Origin of the sequence: Xanthomonas translucens pv. cerealis (assembly GCF_006838285.1) — a bacterium.
GTDB classification, from domain to species: Bacteria; Pseudomonadota; Gammaproteobacteria; order Xanthomonadales; family Xanthomonadaceae; genus Xanthomonas_A; species Xanthomonas_A cerealis.
In genome coordinates, this window is the sequence record NZ_CP038228.1 from 1243489 (window position 1) to 1268529 (window position 25041).

At 65.1% G+C, this 25041-nt stretch carries 22 protein-coding genes and 1 other RNA gene; 12 read left to right on the plus strand and 11 right to left on the minus strand.

Translation table 11 applies throughout. From position 1 onward, the window contains the following. Positions 1 to 426: 426 nt before the first annotated feature. Both E4A48_RS05530 and E4A48_RS05535 read left to right on the plus strand, forming a co-directional pair. Positions 427 to 2037: a MobA/MobL family protein gene (locus tag E4A48_RS05530; RefSeq protein ID WP_142743106.1), complete on the plus strand. Its 1611-nt coding sequence runs from the start codon at positions 427 to 429 to the stop codon at positions 2035 to 2037. Positions 2038 to 2128: 91 nt separating this feature from the next. Further along, on the plus strand, positions 2129 to 2365 hold the full coding sequence (locus tag E4A48_RS05535; protein ID WP_142742019.1) for a hypothetical protein: 237 nt from the start codon (positions 2129 to 2131) through the stop codon (positions 2363 to 2365). 3 nt (positions 2366 to 2368) lie between these two features. Here E4A48_RS05535 and E4A48_RS05540 read toward each other — a convergent pair whose 3' ends face one another. The 3 genes from E4A48_RS05540 to ssrA form a co-directional block, all read right to left on the minus strand. Then, positions 2369 to 3301 carry a hypothetical protein gene (locus E4A48_RS05540; protein WP_142742020.1) on the minus strand — a complete coding sequence of 311 codons (933 nt, stop codon included), beginning with the start codon at positions 3299 to 3301 and terminating at the stop codon, positions 2369 to 2371. A 39-nt stretch (positions 3302 to 3340) separates the two neighbouring features. Next, positions 3341 to 4873: a site-specific integrase gene (locus tag E4A48_RS05545; RefSeq protein WP_142742021.1), complete on the minus strand. Its 1533-nt coding sequence runs from the start codon at positions 4871 to 4873 to the stop codon at positions 3341 to 3343. 107 nt (positions 4874 to 4980) lie between these two features. Next, positions 4981 to 5332: a transfer-messenger RNA gene (ssrA, locus tag E4A48_RS05550) on the minus strand. 400 nt (positions 5333 to 5732) lie between these two features. Between ssrA and E4A48_RS05560 the strand changes: the two genes are divergently transcribed. Beyond that, a complete protein-coding gene (locus E4A48_RS05560) occupies positions 5733 to 8210 on the plus strand; it encodes a S8 family peptidase (protein WP_409976361.1) in 2478 nt (825 codons plus the stop codon). Between the two features lie 375 nt (positions 8211 to 8585). Here E4A48_RS05560 and smpB read toward each other — a convergent pair whose 3' ends face one another. Then, positions 8586 to 9089, minus strand: coding sequence for an SsrA-binding protein SmpB (gene smpB, locus E4A48_RS05565; protein WP_003467984.1), 504 nt, complete (start codon positions 9087 to 9089; stop codon positions 8586 to 8588). A 60-nt stretch (positions 9090 to 9149) separates the two neighbouring features. Here smpB and E4A48_RS05570 point away from each other — a divergent pair, with 60 nt between their 5' ends. Next, a complete protein-coding gene (locus E4A48_RS05570; RefSeq protein WP_142742022.1) occupies positions 9150 to 9581 on the plus strand; it encodes a type II toxin-antitoxin system RatA family toxin in 432 nt (143 codons plus the stop codon). Continuing rightward, positions 9578 to 9841, plus strand: coding sequence for an RnfH family protein (locus tag E4A48_RS05575; RefSeq protein ID WP_039009568.1), 264 nt, complete (start codon positions 9578 to 9580; stop codon positions 9839 to 9841). The genes E4A48_RS05570 and E4A48_RS05575 overlap by 4 nt, the downstream gene beginning before the upstream one ends. Positions 9842 to 9871: 30 nt before the next feature. Here E4A48_RS05575 and E4A48_RS05580 read toward each other — a convergent pair whose 3' ends face one another. Beyond that, positions 9872 to 10270 (minus strand): outer membrane protein assembly factor BamE, encoded by a 399-nt coding sequence (locus E4A48_RS05580; RefSeq protein WP_003467992.1) that lies wholly within the window; start codon positions 10268 to 10270, stop codon positions 9872 to 9874. A gap of 103 nt (positions 10271 to 10373) precedes the next feature. Between E4A48_RS05580 and fur the strand changes: the two genes are divergently transcribed. Beyond that, complete coding sequence (gene fur, locus E4A48_RS05585; protein ID WP_039010079.1) at positions 10374 to 10796, plus strand: ferric iron uptake transcriptional regulator; 423 nt, start codon at positions 10374 to 10376, stop codon at positions 10794 to 10796. Between the two features lie 369 nt (positions 10797 to 11165). On the opposite strand, the gene recN is transcribed toward fur, so the two are convergent. Then, a complete protein-coding gene (recN, locus tag E4A48_RS05590; protein WP_039009571.1) occupies positions 11166 to 12836 on the minus strand; it encodes a DNA repair protein RecN in 1671 nt (556 codons plus the stop codon). Between the two features lie 112 nt (positions 12837 to 12948). On the opposite strand from recN, the gene hrcA reads away from it, so the two are divergent. The 6 genes from hrcA to E4A48_RS05620 all read left to right on the plus strand — a co-directional run bounded on the left by hrcA (position 12949) and on the right by E4A48_RS05620 (position 20150). Further along, positions 12949 to 14007 (plus strand): heat-inducible transcriptional repressor HrcA, encoded by a 1059-nt coding sequence (gene hrcA / locus E4A48_RS05595; protein ID WP_039009573.1) that lies wholly within the window; start codon positions 12949 to 12951, stop codon positions 14005 to 14007. Between the two features lie 191 nt (positions 14008 to 14198). Then, positions 14199 to 14720: a nucleotide exchange factor GrpE gene (grpE, locus tag E4A48_RS05600; RefSeq protein ID WP_039009575.1), complete on the plus strand. Its 522-nt coding sequence runs from the start codon at positions 14199 to 14201 to the stop codon at positions 14718 to 14720. A gap of 149 nt (positions 14721 to 14869) precedes the next feature. Further along, positions 14870 to 16786 (plus strand): molecular chaperone DnaK, encoded by a 1917-nt coding sequence (gene dnaK, locus E4A48_RS05605; protein ID WP_058196419.1) that lies wholly within the window; start codon positions 14870 to 14872, stop codon positions 16784 to 16786. Positions 16787 to 16957: 171 nt separating this feature from the next. Continuing rightward, positions 16958 to 18085: a molecular chaperone DnaJ gene (dnaJ, locus tag E4A48_RS05610; protein ID WP_058196418.1), complete on the plus strand. Its 1128-nt coding sequence runs from the start codon at positions 16958 to 16960 to the stop codon at positions 18083 to 18085. Positions 18086 to 18132: 47 nt separating this feature from the next. Next, positions 18133 to 19041: a pyridoxal kinase gene (gene pdxY / locus E4A48_RS05615; protein ID WP_142742023.1), complete on the plus strand. Its 909-nt coding sequence runs from the start codon at positions 18133 to 18135 to the stop codon at positions 19039 to 19041. After that, complete coding sequence (locus E4A48_RS05620) at positions 19038 to 20150, plus strand: prephenate dehydrogenase (RefSeq protein WP_142742024.1); 1113 nt, start codon at positions 19038 to 19040, stop codon at positions 20148 to 20150. The genes pdxY and E4A48_RS05620 overlap by 4 nt, the downstream gene beginning before the upstream one ends. 204 nt (positions 20151 to 20354) lie before the next feature. Here E4A48_RS05620 and E4A48_RS05625 read toward each other — a convergent pair whose 3' ends face one another. The 5 genes from E4A48_RS05625 to E4A48_RS05645 form a co-directional block, all read right to left on the minus strand. Beyond that, positions 20355 to 20567, minus strand: a complete 213-nt coding sequence (locus tag E4A48_RS05625) for a hypothetical protein (RefSeq protein WP_058196417.1) — start codon at positions 20565 to 20567, stop codon at positions 20355 to 20357. 127 nt (positions 20568 to 20694) lie between these two features. Then, positions 20695 to 22461, minus strand: a complete 1767-nt coding sequence (locus E4A48_RS05630; RefSeq protein WP_142742025.1) for an ABC transporter transmembrane domain-containing protein — start codon at positions 22459 to 22461, stop codon at positions 20695 to 20697. Next, positions 22458 to 23051 (minus strand): IMPACT family protein, encoded by a 594-nt coding sequence (locus E4A48_RS05635; protein WP_039010081.1) that lies wholly within the window; start codon positions 23049 to 23051, stop codon positions 22458 to 22460. The genes E4A48_RS05630 and E4A48_RS05635 overlap by 4 nt, the downstream gene beginning before the upstream one ends. Positions 23052 to 23313: 262 nt before the next feature. Beyond that, complete coding sequence (locus E4A48_RS05640) at positions 23314 to 23790, minus strand: hypothetical protein (RefSeq protein WP_142742026.1); 477 nt, start codon at positions 23788 to 23790, stop codon at positions 23314 to 23316. Positions 23791 to 24418: 628 nt separating this feature from the next. After that, positions 24419 to 24973: an RNA polymerase sigma factor gene (locus E4A48_RS05645; RefSeq protein ID WP_039010083.1), complete on the minus strand. Its 555-nt coding sequence runs from the start codon at positions 24971 to 24973 to the stop codon at positions 24419 to 24421. Between the last annotated feature and the right edge of the window lie 68 nt (positions 24974 to 25041).

The window sequence follows — 25041 nt, forward strand, 5'->3', positions numbered from 1 at the left end:
TTGTAGCTGCCCTCTGGTTGTGATCGGTGGTTTTTTATTTCTTGCAACTGCTTGGGGAGTATTATCGAGATCGAATTATTTCTCAATCCGTACAGGTTTCGTTCATTTTCATTTGAGGCTTGTCCGCAGCTATTGGTAACTTGCGGCTTATGTTTTCTATTTATATCTTCTAATCCTCTTTGTGGATATCCCAAAATAGAGAGAGCAAGGGCCCACATATGGTTATTTGCTTCGCAAAAACCGTGGGCATCGCTTTCGCGATGAGAAGCCGTCTCTTTCGAGACGAATGAGTCGTGGTCTCATGCGAATAACGGCAAAAAACACCGTGACGTATCTCTCCAATTTACAATCGTCCTTATCATCTAGACGGACAAGCAATTCGCCATTTTGATATTCCCACTATCAACCAACCTCAACCGGGAATTAATGGCAATTTATCATGTCAATATCAAATCGTTTAGTCGTGGCAAAGGTCAATCATCAGTGGCGGCGGCCGCTTATCGTGCAGGGATCAATCTGCGGGATACAACTCACAAGACAACGCACAAATATGGGAAAAGATCGGGCGTTGTTTCACAACAAATGCTTGCTCCCGATGGGGCACCGAGATGGTGTCTCAATGTTCGAAGCTTCTGGGATATTAATGAGCAGCAAGAAACGAGAGCAAATGCTCGCGTGGCGAGGGAAGTCGAAGTTTCCTTGCCAAACAGTTTAGACGCTCCACAGCGCAGAATGCTTGCGGTTGCACTTGGCCAGCTGCTTGTCGATCGTTATCAAGCTGCTGTGCTGGTGGCTGTTCACTCACCTGGTCGAAGAGGGGACCAGCGAAATCATCATGTGCATCTTCTCGTCTCAGCCCGAAAGGTCGATGCCAATGGACTAGGGGAGCGGGCCTGTGCCGAGTTAGATGCAAGGCAAGGGGCAGGGGCCACTGAGATGAAGATCCTTCGTGGGAAGATCGCATCCACCATCAATGCGCATCTCATTATGGCTGGTGTCGAAGCAAGAGTGGACCACCGAAGACTCAAAGCTCAGGCACGAGATGCTTTCAAGCAAGGCGATTACGAGAAGGCCAGAGCACTCACCAGGGCGCCGAAAAAGCGCATCTCTCGTGGGGAATTCTTCCAAGCTAAGCGTCATTATAAAGCTGTGGTCTTGGGAGAAAAGGTAACACCAGCGGATCGACGCTTTGCTCAAATTTTAAAAGAGTGCCAGTCTTCCCGGGAAAACCGTCTAGTCCATAATGTGCCAGCCAGCCACAGTCATGAAGCAGCGCTTCGTGATCGAGCCAGAGAGAAAGGGCAGGGGAGCTTTGCTCGGCAGGAGAGTCGTCATTTTGATGGCCAACCGTATCCCAATGGCCAGAGACAAAGTCAGCAGGTTCTAAACCGTATCCATACTCGATATAGCCCATTGACCAGACAAGCCAGCAAAGTCACACGATTGGCGAGAGCAACAGGCAAAGGCGCAGATATTTTAAATGAGCAAGCGGAGCTGATTGAGCAATGGTTAGAAGCGCAGCATGAAACCGCTCGGCAAGCATTGGATATCCTCAATAGCATCCCTGGCATCCAAATTGAAGACTGCTTTAACCAAGCCTATGAAGCCCTACTGTGTCGCAGAGTAGATCACTACGCGACAAAGCCATTTCTCTTCGAGGATACGGAGCTGCTGGGTAAAGCAATGGTTCGCTATGCGAGGATGCTGGTGAGCCCCTACCGCGCCCAGTGTGATCACCTCGCTGCAAAGGCCAGGCTATCGGAATTCGAGGGTGAGACGCCTACGGCTAAGTCAGCTTTGGCTGCTCGTCAGGCTCAGAAAGCAAAGCACATGGTTTCTAAGCGATTCATGAATTTTAGAGAGGGGCGGACTAAAAATGCACGAACTGCCATGAATGAGGCAAGGGAAAGTTTTGAGAAGAACTTTAAAGTGGGCCTGCCCGTAATGCAGAGTCCGCAGGAACATCGCTCGAACAATGCCTCAAATTCTAGCGAGTCCGGCCAGTGGCAACTTCGGTTCAAGCCGCCGAGATTATGAGATTGTGAGTCGTAAAAAATGGCGAGGTGGGTTATCTCGCCATTTTTTACTAGTCACTTGACCTCTTCGCGTAAGCAGTTATATTTTTTAAATGAAAACTAATTTAAGCGAAGTGGAAAAAGAGATCTGGGTAATCGCCTATAAGAGGGCTCTTTCTTTTCACGAACCCAGCAATGCGTCGGCGCTGGCAGATGAGGCTTTGAAAATCTATCACGAATCGGTTGGCTTTGGCTCCGATGATAAAGTTCAGCCTCAATCTAGAATACTTGGCTGGCCTGGGCTAATCATGTATGACAAAGAACTTTTCTTTATCAAGCCGAGTGGTTGATTGCTATTTAAAGGTTGAACCTCTTTTTCTACGCCAGTTGTCAAGATTTTCTTGGGAAAAATCAAAAGATGACGGAGGAATCAATACTTCGAGCTTTTGCTCGGGTGATCTCTCAGGTGGGGCTGATGGACTAAAAATCGACTTCAAATCGTCTGTTGTTGATACAACTTTAAATGTAGTCCCGGTGTTTGATAGAACGATTGCGTGCAAATCAAGAGCTTCGCCATCGGCGATATCGGTTAGAGTATTAATATAACTCTCAAATTCGTCGAGCGGCAATCCAAGTGGAGTGGCTGAGACAACATGAAATTTTTCATTAATTTTTTTAACTGAAAACGCACAAGAAGTTTCATGAAATATTTTTCGAACGGGTATCGCTCGCGCTCCTAATAACGTTCCGTTGACCGTGCTACCAATTCGGAAATCGTTGTTGTTCCACTTCAACATCCCTTTCCCCTTGGCCGGACCTTCGGGGTCAAATAGGTCTAAGCATGCCACCATATAAGGTTCCAAAACCGCCTCGCCAGTGGCAATTCCACCAGCGGTCCACGGGTTCCAATAAGAAACGTGATGGCAAGAAATGGACTTCAAAAAGAAATCGAGAAGCTGGTCTCGCTTATCCTTGGGTCTATTTTTTTCTGATGCATCTGCTAGTTCTTCCCACAATGTTCGGAGGGAAGCGTAGACTACTTTCTCTTTATATTTTCCCTTTTCTATCCATTCTGTGGGAACTTCATCTCTGCCGGATTTAACTTCAATCAAATAATATCTTTCGCCGGAGGAATAAAGAAGGTCTCCCAGCGCGGACTCTGCATTGCCATCCATTTTGACGAAGCCAGGTGGGAACGTCTGTGGAAGGGCAAAGCCTTTACAATTGATCCACTGCGCATCGCGCAACGCAGTCACAACGGTGTCTTCCCAAAGTTTTGCGGCCATTGATTAATCCATTAAAAGTAGTGCGGGAAATGGTGGGTGCTAGTTCTTCCACCCTGTTTTATTTTCAGAATGGGCACGGGTCGTCTTATTCTCTTCACGTCGCCTCTCCATGTGACGAACCTGCTTAAACGAAATATTAAATTGCTTGGGCTGATAGGCTGGCAAATCGACGGGTGGGCCAAATTTTTCCAAGGCTTGCAACCGGGCTGGAACCGTGGGCGGATCAACATAATGTTTCAGCCCAGGTGGGAGCGTCAGATCATGCCCTGTAATCTGCTGAGTGGTCATCACCGAAACGCCATGCTCATTGATCAACGAGTTGGACAAGGTATGGCGGAAGCAATGGAAGCTTTTAAGTCGTTGCGTCAGTCCGCATTTTTTAGCATAGGTCCGGAATTGATCGCCCAATGCGTCCCCGTAGCCATGTTCACTGTGATACGGCAAATGTGGAAAAAGTCTCTCAAAACCTGCGGCCTTGACCTCATCGCGATAGATCAAAATTCCTGCTTCAATCAATGCAGAGGGAAGCGGCACAAAGCGGGAAGAATGTGGATTTTTCAATCGCTGATCGGCTCGTGCTGCACGAATGTGGATGCCCCAACATCCTCCAACTTGATCGAGATCATCCACATAAAGCTGTGCGACTTCATTAATGCGGGCGCCTGTGGTTAATCCCAACAAAGTGCCGAACCAGCGATGAGGATACTTCGATGCCCACATTTTAAATTTTGAAGGCTCGAACAAGGCATTGAGTTCGTCTTTGGAAAATGGATTGCGACTCGGCTCATCGGTGGTTGCCTTTGACCGATTTATAATTGCTTTGTGCGGTGCTTTGCTGATCAGATCTTCGCTGGCCAACGCATTAAAAAATGCAGCCAGACGGTCTCGATGCTTTTCCTTCGTGCGCATCCCAAGCTTGGCGTAATTGCCTTTTTTGGCTTTCCTCAAAATGTCAGCAGGAGCCAGTCCTGCAAATTCTGTCTTTTTACTCGCGTTGCTGGGGTAATGCTCGATGGCTTCCAAGAAGCTCCGCACATCATCGGCCTTGTAGTCTTCCACAGGCTTGTCGCCAACCAATGCAACGAACAAGCCCAGGCTGTATTCGGTGTCGAAGATGTTGGTCGCACTTCGACCGACTCGTTTCATCTCACTAACATAGATGGCTGCGCGTTCAGAAAATAACGGTCCGGCCTTCTTCCTCACTTCGGTGGAAGAGGGCAGCGGGAGATTTTTCAACGCTTCGAGCAGCCGAGCATGGTCTTCGGCCCCGTCAGCAGACAGTTCCATCCCACCCACCTTAATGGTGTAGGGCCGAGCTTCGTTGCCTTGCAATGCGGCCAAAGCCTGGCTCAGCAAATCGTCCTTCATGCTGCTTGCCCCCCGCCGCATCCGATCGAATGCTTCCGAGAGTGCCACAGCAGTTCGAGCTACGGCCAGTCGGGCAGCATCACCCAGGGACAAGCGAACGGGACGGACAAGGTAGCGCGAGCCAATGATGGCTTGCAGGTCGGTCGGGACGAAGAAGCGCACATAGAGCCCAGCAGGGCGGCGCAAAAAATAAGGCTTCGGCACGGGGTTTGATACCTCGTTTGATACCTAACGCAGGCTCAAACTGAGCATCAAACCCCGGGCCTAACCTTCGCGAAATCAAGCACTTACTGCTCTTTTCCGCGATCAAATGGTGGAGGTGGGCGGAATCGAACCGCCGTCCGAAGGCACTCCATCCCCGGCACTACATGCTTAGCTCATCGTTGGATCTCATCCCGGAACAGCACGATGTGCGAAGCGCATCCCGGGACCAGCCTGCTTCATTTAGCCAATGGCTGACAGGCAGCCACCATCGGCGATTCCGTGATAATGACCCTACGTCGCGAGCACGGACACAAGCGATTTCGGGGCTAGGCCTTAAGCGGCCAGTGCGTAGTTGTCGTCGTTGGCAACTATAAGTTTGCTGCTGGATTTACGAGGAAAGCGGCCCCCTCGGCATGCGCCAAGCGATTTTGCAACCCCCGTCGAAACCAGTGCACCCCCGGGGAAAACGTAAAACGCTGACTTGCACAGTGTAGGGATCGGGGAGGGCAGTCACAAGCCTTGCGACGAAGGCAGCTTAAGCTGGCTTCACTCGGCACCGCCGCTACCGGCGTGTGCCGACGGATCTTCCCAGGCATGGAGCACCGCGATGGCAACCAGGCAACAGCGTGCGCGCACCGGCGGGCCGGCGCAGAAGCGAGCGGCCGCAGCGGCATCGGCGGCAGCGCCAAAACCGACCGAGGCAGCAGTGCACGCCGGCCGGGTGCCTCCCGTGCGGCGAACCGCTGCGGCGAAGCAGGCCAAGCCGAAGAAGGCGGTTGCGCTGCCGGCCCGGGCGAAGATTGCGGAAACGGCGGCCGCGCGGCCGAGCAAGCCAGCGCGGCGCATCGCGGCGAAGACAATGACTGGCGACAAACCCGGGACAGGCGCGCCTAAAGCGGCCAAGCCCAACACAGCAGAGCCGGAAGCTGCTGCCAGGCGTGTGCCGTCCTCTCATCGCAGCGCCGCCGCCGCGCGCGCGCGGGCGCCTGCGCGCACGACCCGGCCCAAGGCCACAGGTGAAGGTTCGTTGGCACAGGGGCGGGCGCGCACGGTCCTCTACCTCCATGGCATCGGCAACAAGCCGCCGGCCGAGGTGTTGCGCTGCCAGTGGGACCGCGCCTTGTTCGGTCGCGAGATGGGCGAGCGCACGCGCATGGCCTACTGGGTCAGCCGCGAGCGCTATCCGTCGCCGGAGCCGGGCGGTTGCCAGGATCAGGACCACGGCCCGGCGCTGAACCAGGCCGAGGAGCGGGTGCTCGGCGCGCTGGGCGTGTTGCCGCAGCTGGCCGATCTTCGCCAATTGGCCGATATGCTGGCCGGCAGCGACGCGGAGCGTGCGTGCCTGCAGCAGTTGTTGGACGAGGTGCAGGCCGCCGTGCCGGAGGCTGCCGGCCTGCACGCGCAGGGTCCGATCGATGTGCTGAACCGGATGCTGCTGAAGCTGATCTCCGCCGCGCTACTGCAGGACGTGCACGATTTCTTCTTCGTGCCGGCGCGGCGCGAGCAGATGCGCGAAGGCCTACTTCGACGCATGCGCGCCGGCGGCGGTCCGTTCGTGGTGGTCGCGCACAGCCAGGGCTCGCTGATCGCCTACGACGTGCTGCGCGAGTTCGAGGCCGAGGGTTGCGAGGTGTCGCTGTTGCTGACTCTGGGTTCGCCGCTGGGCCTGCCGGTGGTGCGCAGCATGTTCACGCAGTGGACCGGCACGCAGAAGTTGCCGTTCCCGGCCTGCGTGAAGCGCTGGGTCAACGTCGCCGAGCGGCGCGATCCGGTGGCGTTGGACGATGACCTGAGCGACGACATCGCCGATGCGCAGGGGCGCTTCCACAACATCGCCGGCGCGCGGATCAATCCGGATTGGCAGCGCAATCCGCATTCGGGCTCCGGCTATCTGTCCATCCTCGAGGTCCGCACCGAGGTGCGGCGTGCGGTGGGGGTCGGCTTCGACCAGCCGATCGCGCATCCGGTGCTGATCAAGGACCTGTCCGATCAGTTGGAGGCGCACGCGCCGGACTATCGCCACGAGGTGTTGATCGAACTGGACCGCCTGCCGGACGCGCGCGAGCCGGCGCAGTTGAAGTGCGATCTGGTCGCGGTACTGCGCGAGCTGACCCAGGCGTCCACAGGATTGAAGGGCGAGGCGCTGGACGCGGCGATCGCGCTGGAGGACACGCTGCAGCGCTACGTGTCGGCGCGCCTGACCCGGTTCGAGATCGAAAGCCTGCGCGATCGCTGTCGCGGCCTGAGCCTGAAACGGCTGTGGCGCGACGCCGGCAAGCGCGCGCTGATCTACCAGTCGCGCAGCACCGTGCAGGCCGACGCGGTGCAGGTGGCGTACCGTGCGCTCGGCGCCGGCATCGGCTGGGCGGTGCTGGACAGCGGCATCGCCGCGGCGCATCCGCATTTCCAGCAGCCGGGCCTGGCCGAAACGGTGTTGGCGCAATGGGACTGCACCCAGCGCGGTCGCGCGCGCGAACTGCGCCGCCGCGACGGCGCCGGCTTCGCCGCGCTGGATGGCAATGGCCATGGCACCCACGTGGCCGGAATCATCGCCGGGCAGTGCGAGGCGCCGTTGCCCGGGGTGGCGCCGGCCACACCGCTGCGTTTCGCCGGCATGGCGCCGCAGGCGCGGCTGTACGGGCTGAAGGTGCTGGACGACGATGGCAACGGCCGCGATTCTTGGATCATCAAGGGCGTGCAGCAGGTCGCCGAGATCAACGAACGCGCCGGCGCGCTGGTCATCCACGGTGTCAACCTGAGCCTGGGCGGCTACTTCGACGCGGAGAGTTACGGCTGCGGCTTCACCCCTCTGTGCAACGAACTGCGCCGGCTATGGCGGCAGGGCGTGGTGGTGGTGATCGCGGCGGGCAACGACGGCCTGGCCTGGCTGGTGCAGAACGACGGGCAGGCCCATCCGTTGAACCTGGACTTGAGCATCGGCGATCCGGCCAATCTGGAGGAGGCGCTGGCGGTGGGTTCGGTGCACAAGAGCAGCCCGCACAGCTATGGCGTGTCGTATTTCTCCTCACGCGGGCCGACCGCCGACGGCCGGCACAAGCCGGACCTGGTGGCGCCGGGAGAGAAGATCGTTTCGGCCCACCATCACTACGCCGCCGCCGACCCCAACACCTGGATGGTGGAGATGAGCGGCACCAGCATGGCGGCCGCGCACGTGTCCGGGCTGATCGCCGCGTTCCTGTCGGTGCGCCGCGAGTACATCGGCTTTCCGGACCGGGTCAAGCAACTGCTGCTCGACCAGTGCCTGGACCTGCAACGCGATCCGTACATGCAGGGTCGTGGGTTGCCGAGTCTGATGCGGATGTTGGGAGCGGCGTGAGGGTGTTGCCGAGGCTAGGACTTGGGACCGGGGACCAGGGAGAGTGGTCGCGAGTGCATTGCGTTTTTGCTTTTCTGTGGAGGGGCTTTAGCTCCAAAACGGCGAGCTGAAACTGTAAAAAAGCCGCTTTTTCCCCAAAAAACGTCTTTTTTATCAAATCGCTTGACAGCGATTTTCGCCCGGACACCATCCTGCGGTCCCCGGTCCCCGGTCCCCGGTCCCCGGTCCCCGGTCCCCGGTCCCCGGTCCCCGGTCCCCGGTCCCCGGTCCCCGGTCCCCGGTCCCCGGTCCCCGGTCCCCGGTCCCCGGTCCCCGGTCCCCGGTCCCCGGTCCCCGGTCCCCGGTCCCCGGTCCCCGGTCCCCGGTCCCCGAATCTCACGCGTTCTTGTTGTGGCGCCGCATGATCCGCTGCTTGTCGCGGGCCCAGTCGCGGTCCTTGGCGGCGTCGCGCTTGTCGTGATCCTGCTTGCCCTTGGCCAGCGCGATCTCGAGCTTGATCTTGTTCTTGCTCCAGTACATCGCAGTGGGCACCAGGGTGTAGCCGTCGCGCTCGACGCGGCCGATCAGCTTGTCGATCTCGCTCCGGTGCAGCAGCAGCTTGCGTGTGCGGCGGTCGTCGGCGACCACGTGGGTGGAGGCCTGGATCAGCGGGGTGAACTGCGCGCCGAACAGGAACAGTTCGCCCTGGCGCACGAACGCGTAGCTCTCGCCGATGTTGGCGCGGCCGGCGCGGATCGACTTGACCTCCCAGCCCTGCAGGGCCAGGCCGGCTTCGTAGCGGTCCTCCAGGTGGTATTCGTGGCGCGCACGCTTGTTCAACGCGATGGTCTTGTTGGCCGTCGCGCCGTTTGCTTTATCCTTGGCGGGTTTCTTGCTCATCTTGCTATTGTCTCCGATTCGGGGCCTCCCGAACGTCTTGGTCCACTTTCCCCGCACCGAATGCCTATCATCCGCCGCAGCGCCCTGGTCGAACACCCCGCAACGCGCATGTTCGATCTGGTCAATGATGTCGCCGCCTACCCGCGCCGCTTCGCCTGGTGCGATGCGGCGCATGTGCTCGAACACAGCGACCAGCATCTGGTGGCGCGGCTGGACCTGGGCCTGGGTTCGTTCCGGACCTGGTTCACCACCGAAAACCGCCTGCATCGCCCCGACTGCATCGATATGCTGCTGCGCGACGGCCCGTTCAAGCGCCTGCAGGGGCAGTGGGAGTTCCAGGGCTTCAACGACCACGCCAGCAAGGTTAGCCTGATGCTGGACTTCGAACCTGCCTCGCGGCTGCTGGGGCCGGCGCTGGCGCTGGGGTTCCAGAGCCTGGCCGACCGCATGGTCAACGACTTCGTGCGCGTGGCCGACCGCGAAGACGCATGAGCGGGCTGCGGGTCGAGGTGGTGCTGGCCTGGCCGGAGCGCTTCGTCGCGCGCAGTCTGCACCTGCCCGAAGGCGCCACCGTCGCCGACGCGCTGGCGGCGGCCGCGCTGGCAGAGGCGGAGCAGGGCATGCCTTGCGCGATCCACGGCAGCGTCGTCGCACCGACCCAACTGTTGCACGATGGCGACCGGGTCGAACTGCTCAGGCCATTGCTGGCCGATCCGAAGGACGCCCGGCGGCGGCGCGCGAAACCGCGCTAGCGCCGCCGGACCGGTCGCCGCTGCGCCGGTTTACTCGCTGCGGCGCTGCTTCTTCTTGTCCTTGGCCAGGTTGCGGCCGAACTGGCGCACGCTGTTCTTGGCCAGCTCCGAATCGTTTTCCGGAAAATAGTCGCCTTCCCAGCGGGTCACCGTGTCGTTGTCGAAATAGACGACGAAATTCTTGATCTCGGTCCTGCCCAGTCGGTCGAGGCGCTCAGTCGAGGTGTAGTCCCAGCGCTGGGCATGGAACGGATCGGGGATCGACGGGGTGCCGAGCAGCGCGTTGACCTGCTGCTTGCTCTGCCCGACCTTGAGCTGATCGACGGCCGCCTGCTTGATCAGGTTGCCTTGGTAGATAGGCTGCTTGTAGATGATCCCGCAGCCAGCGGTGGACAGGGCAACAGCGGCGACCAGCAAGAGATTGCGCATCGGGGACAGTACTGAGGGAAATCGGGTCGATGATACACTCCCGCCGACCGCCGCGACCCACCCCGAGGCAGCTGGCGCTAAACCAGCTATGAACGGAGCCACCATGGAATCCCACGATCTGCGCAAAGTCGGCCTGAAGGTCACGCATCCCCGGATGCGCATCCTGGAGCTGCTCGAGCAGAAGTCGGCGCGTCACCACATGACTGCAGAAGAGATCTACCGCCAACTGCTTGACCATGGCGACGAGATCGGCCTGGCCACGGTGTACCGCGTCCTTACCCAGTTCGAGGCGGCCGGGCTGGTGCTCAAGCACAATTTCGAAGGCGGCCAGGCGGTGTACGAGCTGGACCGCGGCGGCCACCACGACCACATGGTGGACGTGGATACCGGCAACGTCATCGAGTTCGAGAGCGCCGAGATCGAGGAACTGCAGCGCAAGATCGCCGCCGAGCATGGCTACGAGCTGGAAGAGCACTCGCTGGTGCTGTACGTGCGCAGCAAGCGCCCGAGCGCCAAGAAGGGCTGAGCAGACTGGCATGGCGGCGGCATCGGCTTGATGGGTGCTGCGCTATGGGCAGTGGCGCTTGTCGCCGGTTGCCTGAGCTAGAGAAAGTTTCCGGATGGCCTCGGGTCATCGCTACGGTGCTGTTCACAGCCATCGCGTTCACCGTTTCGTGCGTCGCGACTGAAGTCGCTCCCACAAGGGGCGCTCACAGGGCTTGCGGCGAGCCGGTCGGGTGCACTGTAGGAGGGGCTTTCAGCCCCGACCCGACCGATCCGAAGGCTGCAGGTTTCTCCTGCGCTCGTCATCGACGATGGCGCCAAGCCAAGCCGCTCCTGCAACGGCGCAGCAGCACCTCCGCGACGCCGGGTCCTGGGTGCTGTTGGCGGCGTCTCAGCCAGCGGCGCTCTGCAGCAGCCGCTTGGCCGCGGCGCGGGCTTCCTTGCTGACCTCGACCCCGCCCAGCATCCGCGCCAGTTCTTCCTCGCGCTGGCGCGGCGCCAGCAGTTCGACCGAGCTCTGGGTCATGCCCTCGACCGGCGCCTTGCTGACCCGGTAATGGGCGTGGCCCTGGGCAGCGACCTGCGGCAGGTGGGTCACGCACAGCACTTGGCGCTGCGCGCCGAGCGCGCGCAGCTTCTTGCCGACGATGTCGGCGACCGCGCCGCCGATGCCCGAATCCACTTCGTCGAACACCATCGTCGGCACCGCGTCCAGGCCCAGTGCGGCGACCTCGATCGCCAGCGAGATGCGCGACAGCTCGCCGCCGGAGGCGACCTTGCGCAGCGCCCGCGGCGGCTGCCCGGCGTTGGCGGCGACCAGGAACTCGACGCGCTCGGCGCCGGCCGGGTCGGGGCGCTCGGCCTCGTGCGGCTCGAGCTGGATTTCGAAGCGCCCGCCGCCCATGCCCAGTTCGCCGATCAATGCCGTGGTGTCGCGCGACAGCGCCTGTGCGCCGCGCTGGCGGGTGCCGCTGAGCGTGGCGGCGGCGTCGCGCCAGGCCTGGGTGGCGCGGGCGATTTCCGCATCCAGCACGTCCAGCCGTTCGCCGGCCCCGCGCAGACCCTCGACCTCAGCCAGCAGCGCGTCGCGGTGCTCGCCCAGCGTGTCCGGGGTGACACGGTGTTTGCGCGCCAGGTCGTGCAGCCGGCCCAGCTTGCGTTCCATCTCCTCGAACTGCGCCGGATCGGCGTCGAGGTCGTCGCGCACCCGGTCGAGCAGCGCCAGCGCCTCTTCCAACTGGATCGTAGCGCTGTCGATCAGCGCTTCGACCTCGGCCAGGCGCGGTTCGTATTCGCCGACCTTGCCGAGTTCGTGGCGGGTCTGCTGCAGCAGAGCCAGCACCGCCGGCGCCTCGTCGCCATTGAGCCGCTGCGCGGCGCCCTCGCAGGCGCCGATCAGCGCCGCGGCGTGGGCCTGGCGGCGATGGTTGGCGTCCAGCGCGGCGATCGCCGCCGGGGCCAGGTCCTCGCGCTGCAGCTCGGCCAGCTGGTGTTCGAGAAAGCCGATGCGGTCGGACACGTCGCCCTGCGCCAGCAGCGTTTCGCGCTCGCCCAGCAGTGCCTGCCAGCGGGCGGCGGCGGCGCGCACCGCGGCGCGTTCGGCTTCGTTGCGGGCGTAGGCGTCGAGCAGGCCGAGCTGGCTGCCGCGCGAGAGCAGCGCCTGATGTTCGTGCTGGCCGTGGATTTCGACCAGGTGGCCGGCCAGTTCGGCCAGCTGCGACAGGGTCACCGGACGGCCATTGATCCAGGCGCGCGAGCCGCCGTCGGCGCGGATCACCCGGCGCAGCTGGCATTGTTCGTCGTCGTCGAGTTCGTTTTCGCGCAGCCAGGCGCGCGCCGGGGCGGCCTCGGGCACGGCGAATTCGGCCGACAGCTCGGCGCGGTCGGCGCCGTGGCGGACCACGCCGCTGTCGGCGCGCAGCCCGGACAGGAAGCCGAGCGCGTCCACCATCAGCGACTTGCCAGCGCCGGTTTCGCCCGACACCACGGTCATGCCAGGGCCCAGTTCCAGTTCGGTCCCGCGCACGACCGCGAAATCCTTGATCGAGAGATGTGTGAGCATGGGGGTCGCAATCCAGGGCCGCGCAACGCTATCACGCGCGGGTAAGTGGGCCAATCACTTGCCAAGCCGGCATGCAGCCATTATCTAGTGTCCAGTCTCACGGATTGATTGCATGCGCGCCTCCCCGGTCCACTCCTCGCTCGACCCACGTGCCCGGCAGCTGTTGCGCACGCTGATCTCGCGCTACATCCGCGACGGCGAGCCGGTCGGCTCGCAGACCCTGGCCCGCCATGCCGGGCTGGACCTGAGCCCGGCGACGATCCGCAACATCCTGGCCGACCTGGAGGACGCCGGCCTGCTCAGCTCGCCGCACACCTCGGCCGGGCGCATTCCCACCGCCACCGGCTACCGGGTGTTCGTCGACAGCCTGGTGCAGATGCGTCCGCCGGGGGAGGGCGAGGTGGCGCGGCTGCGCGCGGAGATGAGCAACGCCGCAGGCACCCAGGCACTGCTCGGCAGCGCCTCGGAGCTGCTGTCGGCGATGACCCACTTCGTCGGCGTGGTCAGCGCGCCCAAGCGCGAGCAGTTCGCGTTCCGGCATATCGACTTCGTGCCGCTGGACGCGCGCCGGGTGCTGGCGATCCTGGTGTTCGCCGACAACGAGGTGCAGAACCGGGTCATCGAACCGCGCAAGGCCTACGAGCCGGCCGAGCTGGAACGGGTGGCCAATTATCTGAACGCGCATTTCGCCGGGCGCGCGCTGGCCGACATCCGCGCCAGCCTGGTGCGCGACCTGCGCCATGCGCGCGACGAGATGGAGCTGCTGCTGGCACACAGCGTGGAGCTGGCCGAGCAGGCGCTGGCTCCGGCCGGCGACGACATGGTGCTGGCCGGGCAGACCAAGCTGATGGGGGTGCAGGACCTGTCGGACCTGGAGCGGCTGCGCGAGCTGTTCGAGATCTTCGCCAGCAAGCGCGAGATCCTGCAACTGCTGGAGCGCACCATCCGCGCGCCGGGGGTGCGCATCTTCATCGGCGAGGAAACCGGGGTGGTGCCCCTGGAGAGCGTGTCGCTGGTCACCGCGCCGTACATGGCCGGCGGCCAGGTGCTGGGCGTGCTGGGCGTGATCGGCCCCAAGCGCATGGACTACGACCGGGTGATCCCGCTGGTGCAGACCGCCGCCGAAGTGCTGGGCGCGGCCCTGGACCCGACCCCACCGAGCGAACGCTGACCGCCAAGCGCCCGCACAGGGCCAGCGCCAGTCCCTGCTTTCCGCCAGCCAGCCAAGCCCCAGGCCGCGTGTCCCCCTCCAGGGTCCCCGGTCCCGAGTCCCGAACACGCAACACAGCATCTTGAATCCGCCGCACACGCCCACATAGGTGGTGCGGTAGGGCGGGTGTATCTCCCGCCAGGGAACCGGAAATGAACCAAGATCACCCTGAATTCGATTCTGAACACCTCTCCGAGGCACAGCAGCCGGCCTCCGATCCGCTACAGGCGGAGATCGAGACGCTGCGCAGCGAGCTGGCGCTGGTCAAGGCCGACACGCTGCGCGAGCGCGCCGACCTGGAAAACCAGCGCAAGCGCATCGCCCGCGACGTCGAACAGGCGCGCAAGTTCGCCAACGAACGCCTGCTCGGCGACCTGCTGCCGGTGTTCGACAGCCTGGACGCCGGCCTGAGCGCCGCCGGCAGCGAGCCCAGCCCGCTGCGCGATGGCCTGGAGCTGACCTACAAGCAGCTGCTCAAGGTCGCCGCCGACAACGGCCTGACCCTGCTCGACCCGACCGGGCAGCCGTTCAACCCGGAGCACCACCAGGCGATCAGCCAGGCCGAGGCCGACGGCATCGCTCCGGGCCACGTGGTGCAGGTGTTCCAGAAGGGCTACCTGCTCAACGAACGCCTGCTGCGGCCGGCGCTCGTGGTGGTCGCCAAGCACGATTGACGCGCGCCGCCGGTGCGCGGCGCCTGAATCGGGCGCGGCCGCGGCGCAACGCTAATTTGCGGTGATGGCTTGAATGACCTGCGGCCATCCCTATATCCGAACCAGACCCCGGCAGCGGCCGGACACCAGAAATTTTCAGGAGTCATCCAATGGGCAAGATCATCGGTATCGACCTGGGCACGACCAACTCGTGCGTGGCGATCATGGACGGCGGCAAGGCCCGCGTCATCGAAAATTCCGAGGGTGACCGCACCACGCCCTCGATCGTGGCATACACCAAGGACGGCGAAGTGCTGGTGGGCGCCTCGGCCAAGCGCCAGGCGGTCACCAATCCGAAGAACACCTTCTACGCGGTGAAGCGCCTGATCGGCCGCAAGTTCACCGACGCCGAAGTGCAGAAGGACATCGGCCTGGTGCCGTACGGCATCGTCCAGCACGACAACGGCGACGCCTGGGTGGCCACCGCCGACGGCCGCAAGCTGGCCTCGCAGGAAATCTCCGCGCAGGTGCTGGAGAAGATGAAGAAGACCGCCGAGGCGTTCCTGGGCGAGACCGTCACCGAGGCGGTCATCACCGTGCCGGCGTACTTCAACGACAGCCAGCGCCAGGCGACCAAGGACGCCGGCCGCATCGCCGGCCTGGACGTCAAGCGCATCATCAACGAGCCAACCGCCGCGGCGCTGGCCTACGGCCTGGACAAGGGCAAGGGCGGCGACCGCAAGATCGCGGTGTACGACCTGGGCGGCGGCACCTTCGACGTTTCGATCATCGAGATCGCCAACGTCGACGGCGAGAAGCAGTTCGAAGTGCTGGCCACCAACGGCGACACCTTCCTGGGCGGCGAAGACTTCGACAAGCGCGTCATCGACTATCTGGTCGAGGAATTCAACAAGGATCAGGGCATCGACCTGCGCAAGGATCCGCTGGCGCTGCAGCGCCTGAAGGATGCGGCCGAGCGAGCCAAGATCGAGCTGTCGTCCTCGCAGCAGACCGAAGTCAACCTGCCGTACGTCACCGCCGACGCGTCGGGCCCGAAGCACCTCAACATCAAGCTGACCCGGGCCAAGCTCGAGGCGCTGGTCGAGGATCTGGTCAAGCGCACCATCGAGCCGTGCCGCACCGCGCTCAACGACGCCGGCCTGCGCGCCAGCGACGTGACCGAGGTGATCCTGGTCGGTGGCCAGACCCGCATGCCCAAGGTGCAGCAGGCGGTGTCGGAGTTCTTCGGCAAGGAACCGCGCAAGGACGTCAACCCCGATGAGGCCGTGGCGCTGGGTGCGGCGATCCAGGGCGGCGTGCTGGCCGGCGACGTCAAAGACGTGCTGCTGCTCGACGTGACTCCGTTGAGCCTGGGCATCGAGACCCTGGGCGGCGTGTTCACCAAGATCATCGAGAAGAACACCACGATCCCGACCAAGGCTTCGCAGACCTTCTCCACCGCCGAGGACAACCAGTCCGCGGTCACCGTGCACGTGCTGCAAGGCGAGCGTGAGCAGGCCCGCTACAACAAGTCGCTGGCCAAGTTCGACCTGTCCGGGATCGAGCCGGCGCCGCGCGGCCTGCCGCAGGTGGAGGTGTCCTTCGACATCGACGCCAACGGCATCCTGCACGTGTCGGCCAAGGACAAGAAGACCAACAAGGAACAGAAGGTCGAGATCAAGGCCGGCTCCGGCCTGTCGGACGACGAGATCCAGCGGATGGTCGCCGACGCGGAAGCCAACCGCGAGGAAGACAAGAAGTTCCACGAGCTGGTGCAGGCGCGCAACCAGGCCGACGGCCTGATCCACGCCACCCGCAGCGCGATCACCGAGCACGGCAGCAAGGTCGGCGGCGATGTGATCGGCAAGGTCGAGTCGGCGCTGGCGGACCTGGAAACGGCGATGAAGGGCGACGACAAGGGCCAAATCGAGGCAAAGACCAAGGCGCTGGAAGAAGCGGGCCAGTCGCTGTACGCGGCCGCGGCTGCCGGCGAACAGCAGCCGGGCGCCGCCCCGGGCGGCGCGCAGGCCGCCGGCGACGACGTGGTCGACGCCGAGTTCACCGAGGTCAAGGACGACAAGAAGTAAGACCGGGACTCGGGGCTCGGGACCCGGGACTCGGCAAGGCGACTTGCCGGGTCCCGATGTTTTCCGGTGCCGCCATTTTTTTCCGGTCCTGCCGTTATCGCCTGGAGTAGCTGCTTTGAATCACTTCCCCTTCCTGCCGGGTCCCGAGTCCCGAGTCCCGAGTCCCGATCTATGAGCAAACGCGACTACTACGAAGTGCTGGGCGTGGCCCGTACCGTCAGCGACGACGAGCTCAAGAAGGCCTATCGCCGTTGCGCGATGAAGCACCACCCCGATCGCAACCCGGGCGACCACGCCGCGGAGGCCGCGTTCAAGGAGTGCAAGGAGGCCTACGAGGTCCTGTCCGACGGCAACAAGCGGCGCATGTACGACGCGCACGGCCATGCCGCGTTCGAGCACGGCATGGGCGGCGGTGGCGGTCCTGGCGGCCCGGACATGGGGGACATCTTCGGCGATATCTTCGGCAACATCTTCGGCGGTGCCGGTGGCGGCGGCCGTGCGGCGCGGCGCGGCGCCGACATCGGCTACGTGCTGGAACTGGATCTGGAAGAGGCGGTGGCCGGGACCGAGCGCCGCATCGACATCCCGACCCTGGGCGAATGCGAGCACTGCCACGGCAGCGGTTCGGAAGACGGCAAGGTCGAGACCTGCAGCACCTGCCAGGGCCGCGGCCAGGTGCGGATCCAGCGCGGCATCTTCGCGATGCAGCAGAGCTGCCCGCATTGCGGCGGGCGCGGCCAGATCGTGCAGAACCCGTGCGGCATCTGTCACGGCGCCGGCCGCGTCGAGGAAACCAAGGTGCTGTCGGTGAAGATTCCGCCTGGCGTGGACAACGGCGACCGCATCCGCCTGTCCGGCGAAGGCGAGGCCGGTCCGGCCGGCACCCCACCTGGCGACCTGTACGTGGAGGTGCGGGTGCGCGAGCACGCGATCTTCCAGCGCGACGGCGACGACCTGCACTGCGAAGTGCCTATCCGCATTTCCCAGGCCGCGCTCGGCGACACCGTGCGCGTGGCCACCCTGGGCGGCGAGGCGGAGATCCGAATCCCCGCCGAAACTCAGACCGGCAAGCTGTTCCGGCTACGCGGCAAGGGCGTGCGTTCGGTGCGCAGCCGCAGCGAAGGCGATCTGTATTGCCGCGTGGTGGTCGAAACCCCGGTCAACCTCACCGCCGACCAGCGCAAGCTGCTGGAACAGTTCGAATCCACCTTCAACGGCGAGGACGCGCGCAAGCATTCGCCGAAGTCGGCGACCTTCATCGACGGTGTCAAGGGGTTCTGGGACCGGATGACGTCGTGAGGTGCTTGGGACTCGGGGTCCCGAGTCCCAAGCGTTAAACTGCGGCGATGACGCTATCCGCCGAAAGCCATCTGATCCACGGCCGTCGCCAGCGCCCCGACGGGCCGGTTCCGGTCGATGTCATTTCCGTGCAATCGCAACTGGTCTACGGCCATGCCGGCAACAGCGCGGCGGTGCCGCCGCTGCGTGCGCTGGGCTTGCGCGTGGCCGAGATCCCGACCACCTTGCTGAGCAATGCGCCGTTCTACGCCACGCTGCACGGCAAGGTGCTGCCGGCAGACTGGTTCGCCGAGCTATTGCTCGGCGCCAGCGAGCGTGGCCTGCCGCAGCGCGCACGGATGCTGGTGTCCGGCTATTTCGGCAGCGTCGGCAACGGCACGGCGTTCGCCGATTGGCTCGACACCACGCTGCCGCAGTGCCCGGCGCTGCGCTACTGCCTGGATCCGGTGATCGGCGATACGCATACCGGGCCCTACGTCGAGCCGGGGCTGGAGCGCGTGTTCGCCGAACGCCTGCTGCCGCATGCCTGGCTGGTCACGCCGAATGCGTTCGAACTCGGCCGCCTGACCGGCCTGCCGGCGCTGGCCCAGGACGATGCCATCGCCGCGGCGCGCGTGTTGCTGGCGAGTGGGCCGCAGTGGGTGCTGGCGCACAGCGTCAGCGGCGACGCGGGCCAGCTGGTGACCCTGGCGGTGAGCCGCGCGGCGGTTTACCGCTGGTGTTCGCCGCTGTTGCCGGTGGACGTGGCCGGCACCGGCGACGTGCTGACGGCGTTGCTGGTCGCGTTCCTGTTGCGCGGCGATGCATTCGAGCTGGCGATCGGCCGTGCCATCGCCGGCGTGCATGCGGCGCTGGAAGCAACCTTGGCCAGTGGCTACGAGGAACTGGACGTGCTCGCCGCCGCGCCCGCGGCGCTGGCCACGCCGCTGCGCTTCGCCACCGAGCGTTTGGCGTGAGCCTGCGCCCGGTCGTCGGCATCGTCGGCAGCGTCGGCGCCTATGGCCGCTGGCTGAGCCGGTTCTTCCGCGAGCGCATGCACTTGGAGGTGATCGGCCACGATCCGGCCGATCCGCAGTCGCTGGACCCCGACGTCTTGCTGCAACGCGCGCATGTGCTGATCTTCTCCGCGCCGATTCGGCACACGCCGGCGCTGATCGGCGACTACGTGCGCCGCGCCGCCGGGCGCGAACACGGGCAACTGTGGCTGGACGTGACTTCGGTCAAGCGCGAGCCGGTGGCGGCGATGCTGGCCTCGCAGGCGGAGGTGGCCGGCCTGCATCCGATGACCGCGCCGCCGAAATCGCCGACGCTCAAGGGCCGCGTGCTGGTGGTGTGCGAAGCGCGGTTGTCCCGCTGGAGCGCGTGGCTGCAACAGCTGTGCACGGCGCTGGAAGCCGAATGCGTGCGCAGCACGCCCGACCACCACGACCGGGTGATGGCGTTGGTGCAGGCGATGGTGCACGCCAGCCATCTGGCCCAGGCCGGCGTGCTGCGCGCGCATGCGCCGACGCTGGGATCGCTGGAGGCGCTGATGCCGTATCGCTCGGCCTCGTTCGAACTGGACACCGCAATCATCGCGCGCATCCTGGCCTTGAATCCGGCTATCTATGAAGACATCCAGTTCGGCAACCCGCATGTCGGCGGCGTGCTCGATGGCTTGATCGCGCAACTGGCGCGGCTGCGCGGGCAGGTCGCGTGCGGCGACGATACGGCGCGCGCGCAGTTCCGCGCCGAGTTCCTCGACGCCAACCGCCATGCTCTGGGCGAGGCGGCGATCGCGCACGGCAACTACAGCTACGAACGGGTCGGTTATCTGCTCGCCGATCTGACCGAACAGCTGGCCCTCAGCGTCTATTTGCCTGAAGACCGCGCCGGATCGCTACGCAGTTTGCTGTACGTGTTCGAACGCCACGGCGTCAGCCTGGCGTCGATCCATTCTTCGCGCACACCGGCCGGCGAGCTGCATTTCCGCATCGGTTTCGATCCGGCGACCGTGACCACAGCATTGGACGCGGCAGCGGCGGAGATCGACGCCAGCGGCATCGGCCGGGTGTTGCCGCGCTAGCCAGCGGTGTTGCCCCTGAAGCCACGACCGGGGCGTTGCCGATAACGCCTGTCGTGGGTGAAACCGCTCGCGTGGCTGTGCTTCATCCACAGGCAGTGTGGATGGAATGCGCGCAAGCATGTGGATAAGTGCCTGCGCGCCTTGCTGGGCGGGCGTGTCAAGAGGCTTGGTCAATAATTGACCACTAGCCGCACGTGTGCGCGCTCACACCGCGGTCAGGGTCAGCTCGCCGCCGGTGCTGGTGAACTGCTGGCCGCGGCGGATCAGCTTGCGGCCATCGGCCAGTTCGTAGCGCAGCGCCGGCGTGGACGCCGTGTTGTGCTGTGCCTGCTGCTGGCGTTGGGTTTCGTCCTGAAACTCGGTGATCAGATAGGCCTCACCGTCGGGGCCGAGGGCGGGCAGTTGGCGAAAGGACATGACGTGTCTCCTGTCGAAGGCGATTCATCGAACCGGATTGCGCCGGAAACGCTGCCGGCGCCTTGCGCCGCCGCCGTTGCATGGGGCGCAGCGGGACCGTAGTCCCGCCGGTGTTAGCGCGGCGTGCTCAGTCGATGAATTGCAGCCGTGCCAGTTCCGCGTACAAGCCGCCTTGCGCCAGCAGCTCGGCATGGGTGCCCTGAGCGACGATGCGGCCGTTGTCCATCACCACGATGCGGTCGGCCTTGAGCACCGTCGCCAGGCGGTGCGCGATCACCAATGTGGTGCGCCCGGCCATCAGCCGTTCCAATGCCTGCTGCACGGCGTGTTCGCTCTGCGCGTCCAGCGCGCTGGTGGCTTCGTCCAGCAGCAGGATCGGTGCGTCCTTGAGCAGGGCGCGGGCGATGGCGATGCGCTGCTGCTGGCCGCCGGACAGGCGCGCGCCGCGCTCGCCCAGTTCGCTGGCATAACCGTCCGGCAACTGGCCGATGAAGGTGTCTGCTTCGGCCGCGCGCGCCGCGGCTTCGACCTCGGCATGGCTGGCCGCGAGCCGGCCGTAGCGGATGTTGTCGGCGGCGCTGGCCGCGAACAGGGTCGGATGCTGCGGCACCATGCCGATGCCTTCGCGCAGCTGCGCCGGGTCCAGCTCGCGCAGGTCGGCGCCGTCCACCCACACGACCCCCGATTGCGGATCGTGGAAGCGCAGCAGCAGCGACAGAACGGTGCTCTTGCCGGCGCCGGAGGGGCCGACCAGCGCCACGCTCTCGCCGGGCCGCACGTGCAGGTCGAAGCCGTCCAGCGCGGGATAGTCGGGGCGCTGCGGATAGCGGAACACCACATTTTCGAAGCGCACCTCGCCGCGCAGCGGCTGCGGCAGCGCACGCGGCTGCGCAGGCGCCAGCACTTCGGGGCGTTCGGCGAACAGTTCGGCGATGCGGCCCATGCCGCCGGCGGCGCGTTGCAGGTCGTTCCAGACTTCGGCCAGCGACGCCACCGAGCCGCCGCCGAACATCGCATACAGCACGAACTGGCCGAGCGCGCCGGCACTCAGCTCGCCGGCCGCCACTTCGTGCGCGCCGGACCACAGCACCAGCACGATCGCGCCGAACACCAGCACGATCGCCACCGCGGTGATCAGCGCCTGCGCACGCACCCGGCGCCGCGCCACGTCCACCGACAGGGCAAGCGCCTGGCCGAAGCGGCCGCGCTCGTAGGGCTCGCGCGCATGCGCCTGCACCGTGCGCACCGCGCCCAGGGTTTCGGCGGCCAGGGTGTTGGCGTCGGCGACGCGGTCCTGGCTGGCGCGCGAGATCTTTTGCAGGCGGCGCGCGCCGAGCACGATCGGCAACACCGCCAGCGGGATGCCGAGCAGCGCGTAGGCGGCCAGGTGCGGGCTGGTCACGAACAGCATCACGATACTGCCGATCGCCGTGACCGTGCTGCGCAGCGCCACCGACATGGTGCTGCCGATCACCCCGCGCAGCAGTTCGCTGTCGGCCGACAGCCGCGACACCAGCTCGCCGCTGCGGTTGCGGTCGTGGAAGCCGGCATGCAGGCCGATCAGGTGCGCGTACAGGCGCCCGCGCAGGTCGGCGACGACCTTCTCGCCCAGCAACGACACGAAGTAGAAGCGCAGCGCGGTGGCGATCGCCAGCACCACCGCCACCGCGAACAGCAGCGCGAAGGACTGGTTGATCCTGCTGCTGTCGCTGAAACCGTGGTCGATCATCTGCCGGACCGCCACCGGCAGGCTCAGCGTCGCGCTGGACGACACCGCCAGCGCCAACAGCCAGGCGCCGAACAGGCCACGCTGGCGCTGCACGAACGGCCACAGGGTGCGCAGGCTGCCGAGTTTGCGCAGCGACTTGGCCTGGTCGGCCGACGGATCGTTCATGCGGGGGAGGTTTCCGAACAGCGGACCCTGTTCCGTGTGGCGTCGCGCAGTCGCGTTTTCAAGGCATCCACGCGATCGCTGGGCAATCGCAGCTGCAGTTCGGCGCCGTCGGCGTCGAAGCGTTCATCGAGTTTTTCGGCGGCGCAGGCGCTCAGCGTTGCATGCACCGCGCCCAGATCGTCGAAGCCGCAGTGCAGCCTGATCAGGCTCAAGGCCAGCAGCGGCTGCCGTGGCGCCAGCCGCAGGCATTCGGCGGCGGTGCCACCGTAGGCGCGGACCAGGCCGCCGGCGCCGAGCTTGATGCCGCCGTACCAGCGCGTGACCACCACCACCACGCGGTCGAAGCCCTGGCCGTCGATCGCCGCCAGGATCGGCCGGCCGGCGGTGCCGGCCGGTTCGCCAGCGTCGCTGGAGCGGTAGTCGTCGCCGACCCGGTAGGCCCAGCAGTTGTGGGTGGCATCGGCCACCGCGACCTGCTGCACGAATGCCAGCGCCGCGCCGGCGTCGGCGATCGGCGCCGCCTGCGCCAGGAAGCGGCTGTGCTTGATGTCCACGCTGTGGCTGACGGGGTGGGGAAGCGTATCGGGCATCGGCGCCATTCTAGACGAGGCGCCGCAGCCGACCGCGGATGTGGGTGGATGCGAGCGTTGCTTGCGATGCCGGTGAGGTGCGCCATTGGGCATCGCGCGCAATAAGGCAACTGCGCCGATGTACGCGCGGTTGCAAACGGAGGCGTGCAGGTTCGCGTTGCGACGCATGCGTGCGAGGAATGCGCGAGGCGGATGCTGTTCCGCGATCGACGGCGCCGAATCGGTCCGTAGCGCCGCCAGCGCGGTTGGGCGCGGATGCGACTCAGTGGTCGAGCAGGTCGCGCAGGTCGTCGGGGATGCGCGTGTGTGGATGCTCGCGTTGCAGCCGTTGCAGGCTGGCGCGCGCGGCCGCGTGCTCGCCGGCGGCGCGGCGTTCGCGGATGCGTGCCAGCCAGCGTCGTGGCGGCAGGCCTGCGTCGCTCTCTACGGCGGCCGAAAACGCCGGATCGGCGTCGTAGGCGTCTGCGGCCGCGTCCGCTGCGACAGGCGCTTCCGGCATCGCGGCGACCGCTGCGGGCGCCGGCACTGCGCTGAGGTTGCCCTCGACGCGTGCGCTGTCGCCGTCCGCTTCCCATGCCTGTGCGCTGGCCGCGGCGTTGCCTGCACTCGCGTCGCGGTCCTGGCGGCGTTGCTGCAGCAGGCGGTGGTCTTCGCGCTGCGGGGTATCCGCTTCGCGCGAGTGCGTTGCCGGCTTCGCCAGCGCCTGCGGTTGCGCGAGCGCTTTCGCAGGGGCGGGCACGGCCGGCGGCGCGGCCGGGGAGGGCGGCTCGACCATCGGCGCCGGTTCGGCCGCGGCGGGCAGGTCCGCGGACGCTGGTGCGGCTGCGGCTGCGGCTCGCGTCGCGTCGCGGGCGGCGGCCGCCGGCGCCCGCTTCGGCGCAGGTGCCGACGGCGGTGCGGGCGGCGTCCTCGCGGTGGCGATTTGGGGTGCGTCGTCCGCAGCTGCGGCAGACGCAGCTGCAGCCTCTTGCGGATCGGCCGATCGCTCGGCAGCGGCCTGGTCGGCGGTCGCTGCGGCAGCGGGGGGGCCGGCACGACGGGCGGTGCGGGGGTGCGCAGTTGCCAGGCGATGCCGACCGCCAGCGTCAACGACGCCGCCAGCCCGGTCCATGCCGGCCAGCCCGCCCGGCGCCGCGGCCGTGCGCCGGGATCGGCCGCGTCCGCCGCCAATGGCGATGCCGCGCGCGGCGCCGGCACGGTGGCGGCTGCGTGCGGCTGCGGCGTGTCCGCTCCGGCGGACGCGGCGACCGCGGCGTGCGCCGCGGCCAGGATCGATGCGTCCAGTGCCGCCGACGGCAGCGCCTGCCGGCCCTGCCGCAGGCGTTCGGCAAGGGCGCGTTCTTCCTGGGTCAGCGGTTCGTCGGCGTTCATCCGCCCAGCCTTGCGCGCAGTTTGTCCATCGCATAGCGCAGCCGCGACTTGACCGTCTCGCGGCCGACCCCGGTGATCTGTGCGATCTCCTCCAGGCTCAGTTCCTGTTCCAGGCGCAGCAGCAGCACTTCGCGTTGGTCCTCCGGCAGGTCGTCCAGCGCCAACTGCAGTTGGCGCCGCTGTTCGAACGCGGACAGCTGCCGCTCCGGGGTATCCGGGTCCGGCACGCTGGCCGTGCGCAGTTCGGCGTCGGCCGGCGCCGCCGGGCGGTGCTTGGCGGCACGCCAGTGGTCGCCGAGCCGATTGTGGGCGATGCGCAGCAGCCAGGTACTGAATGCGGCCTGCTGCTGCCAGCCCTGGCGCGCGGCGATGACCCGTTGCCACACGTCTTGGAACATCTCCTCGGCCAGCGCCACGTCGCGCAGTTGGCGCAGCAGGTAGTGGTAAAGGCGGCCGCGGTGACGCGCGTACAGGGTCTCGAACGCGCCGGTGTCGCCGGCCGCGTAGGCCAGCATCAGGGCTTCGTCGCTCGTTTCGACCAGGGCATCCACGGCGGCAAGCCTAAGCGTTCGCTGCGCCGGCGCATAGCGCGACGTGTGCATGGCGGTGGTGGCGGGCA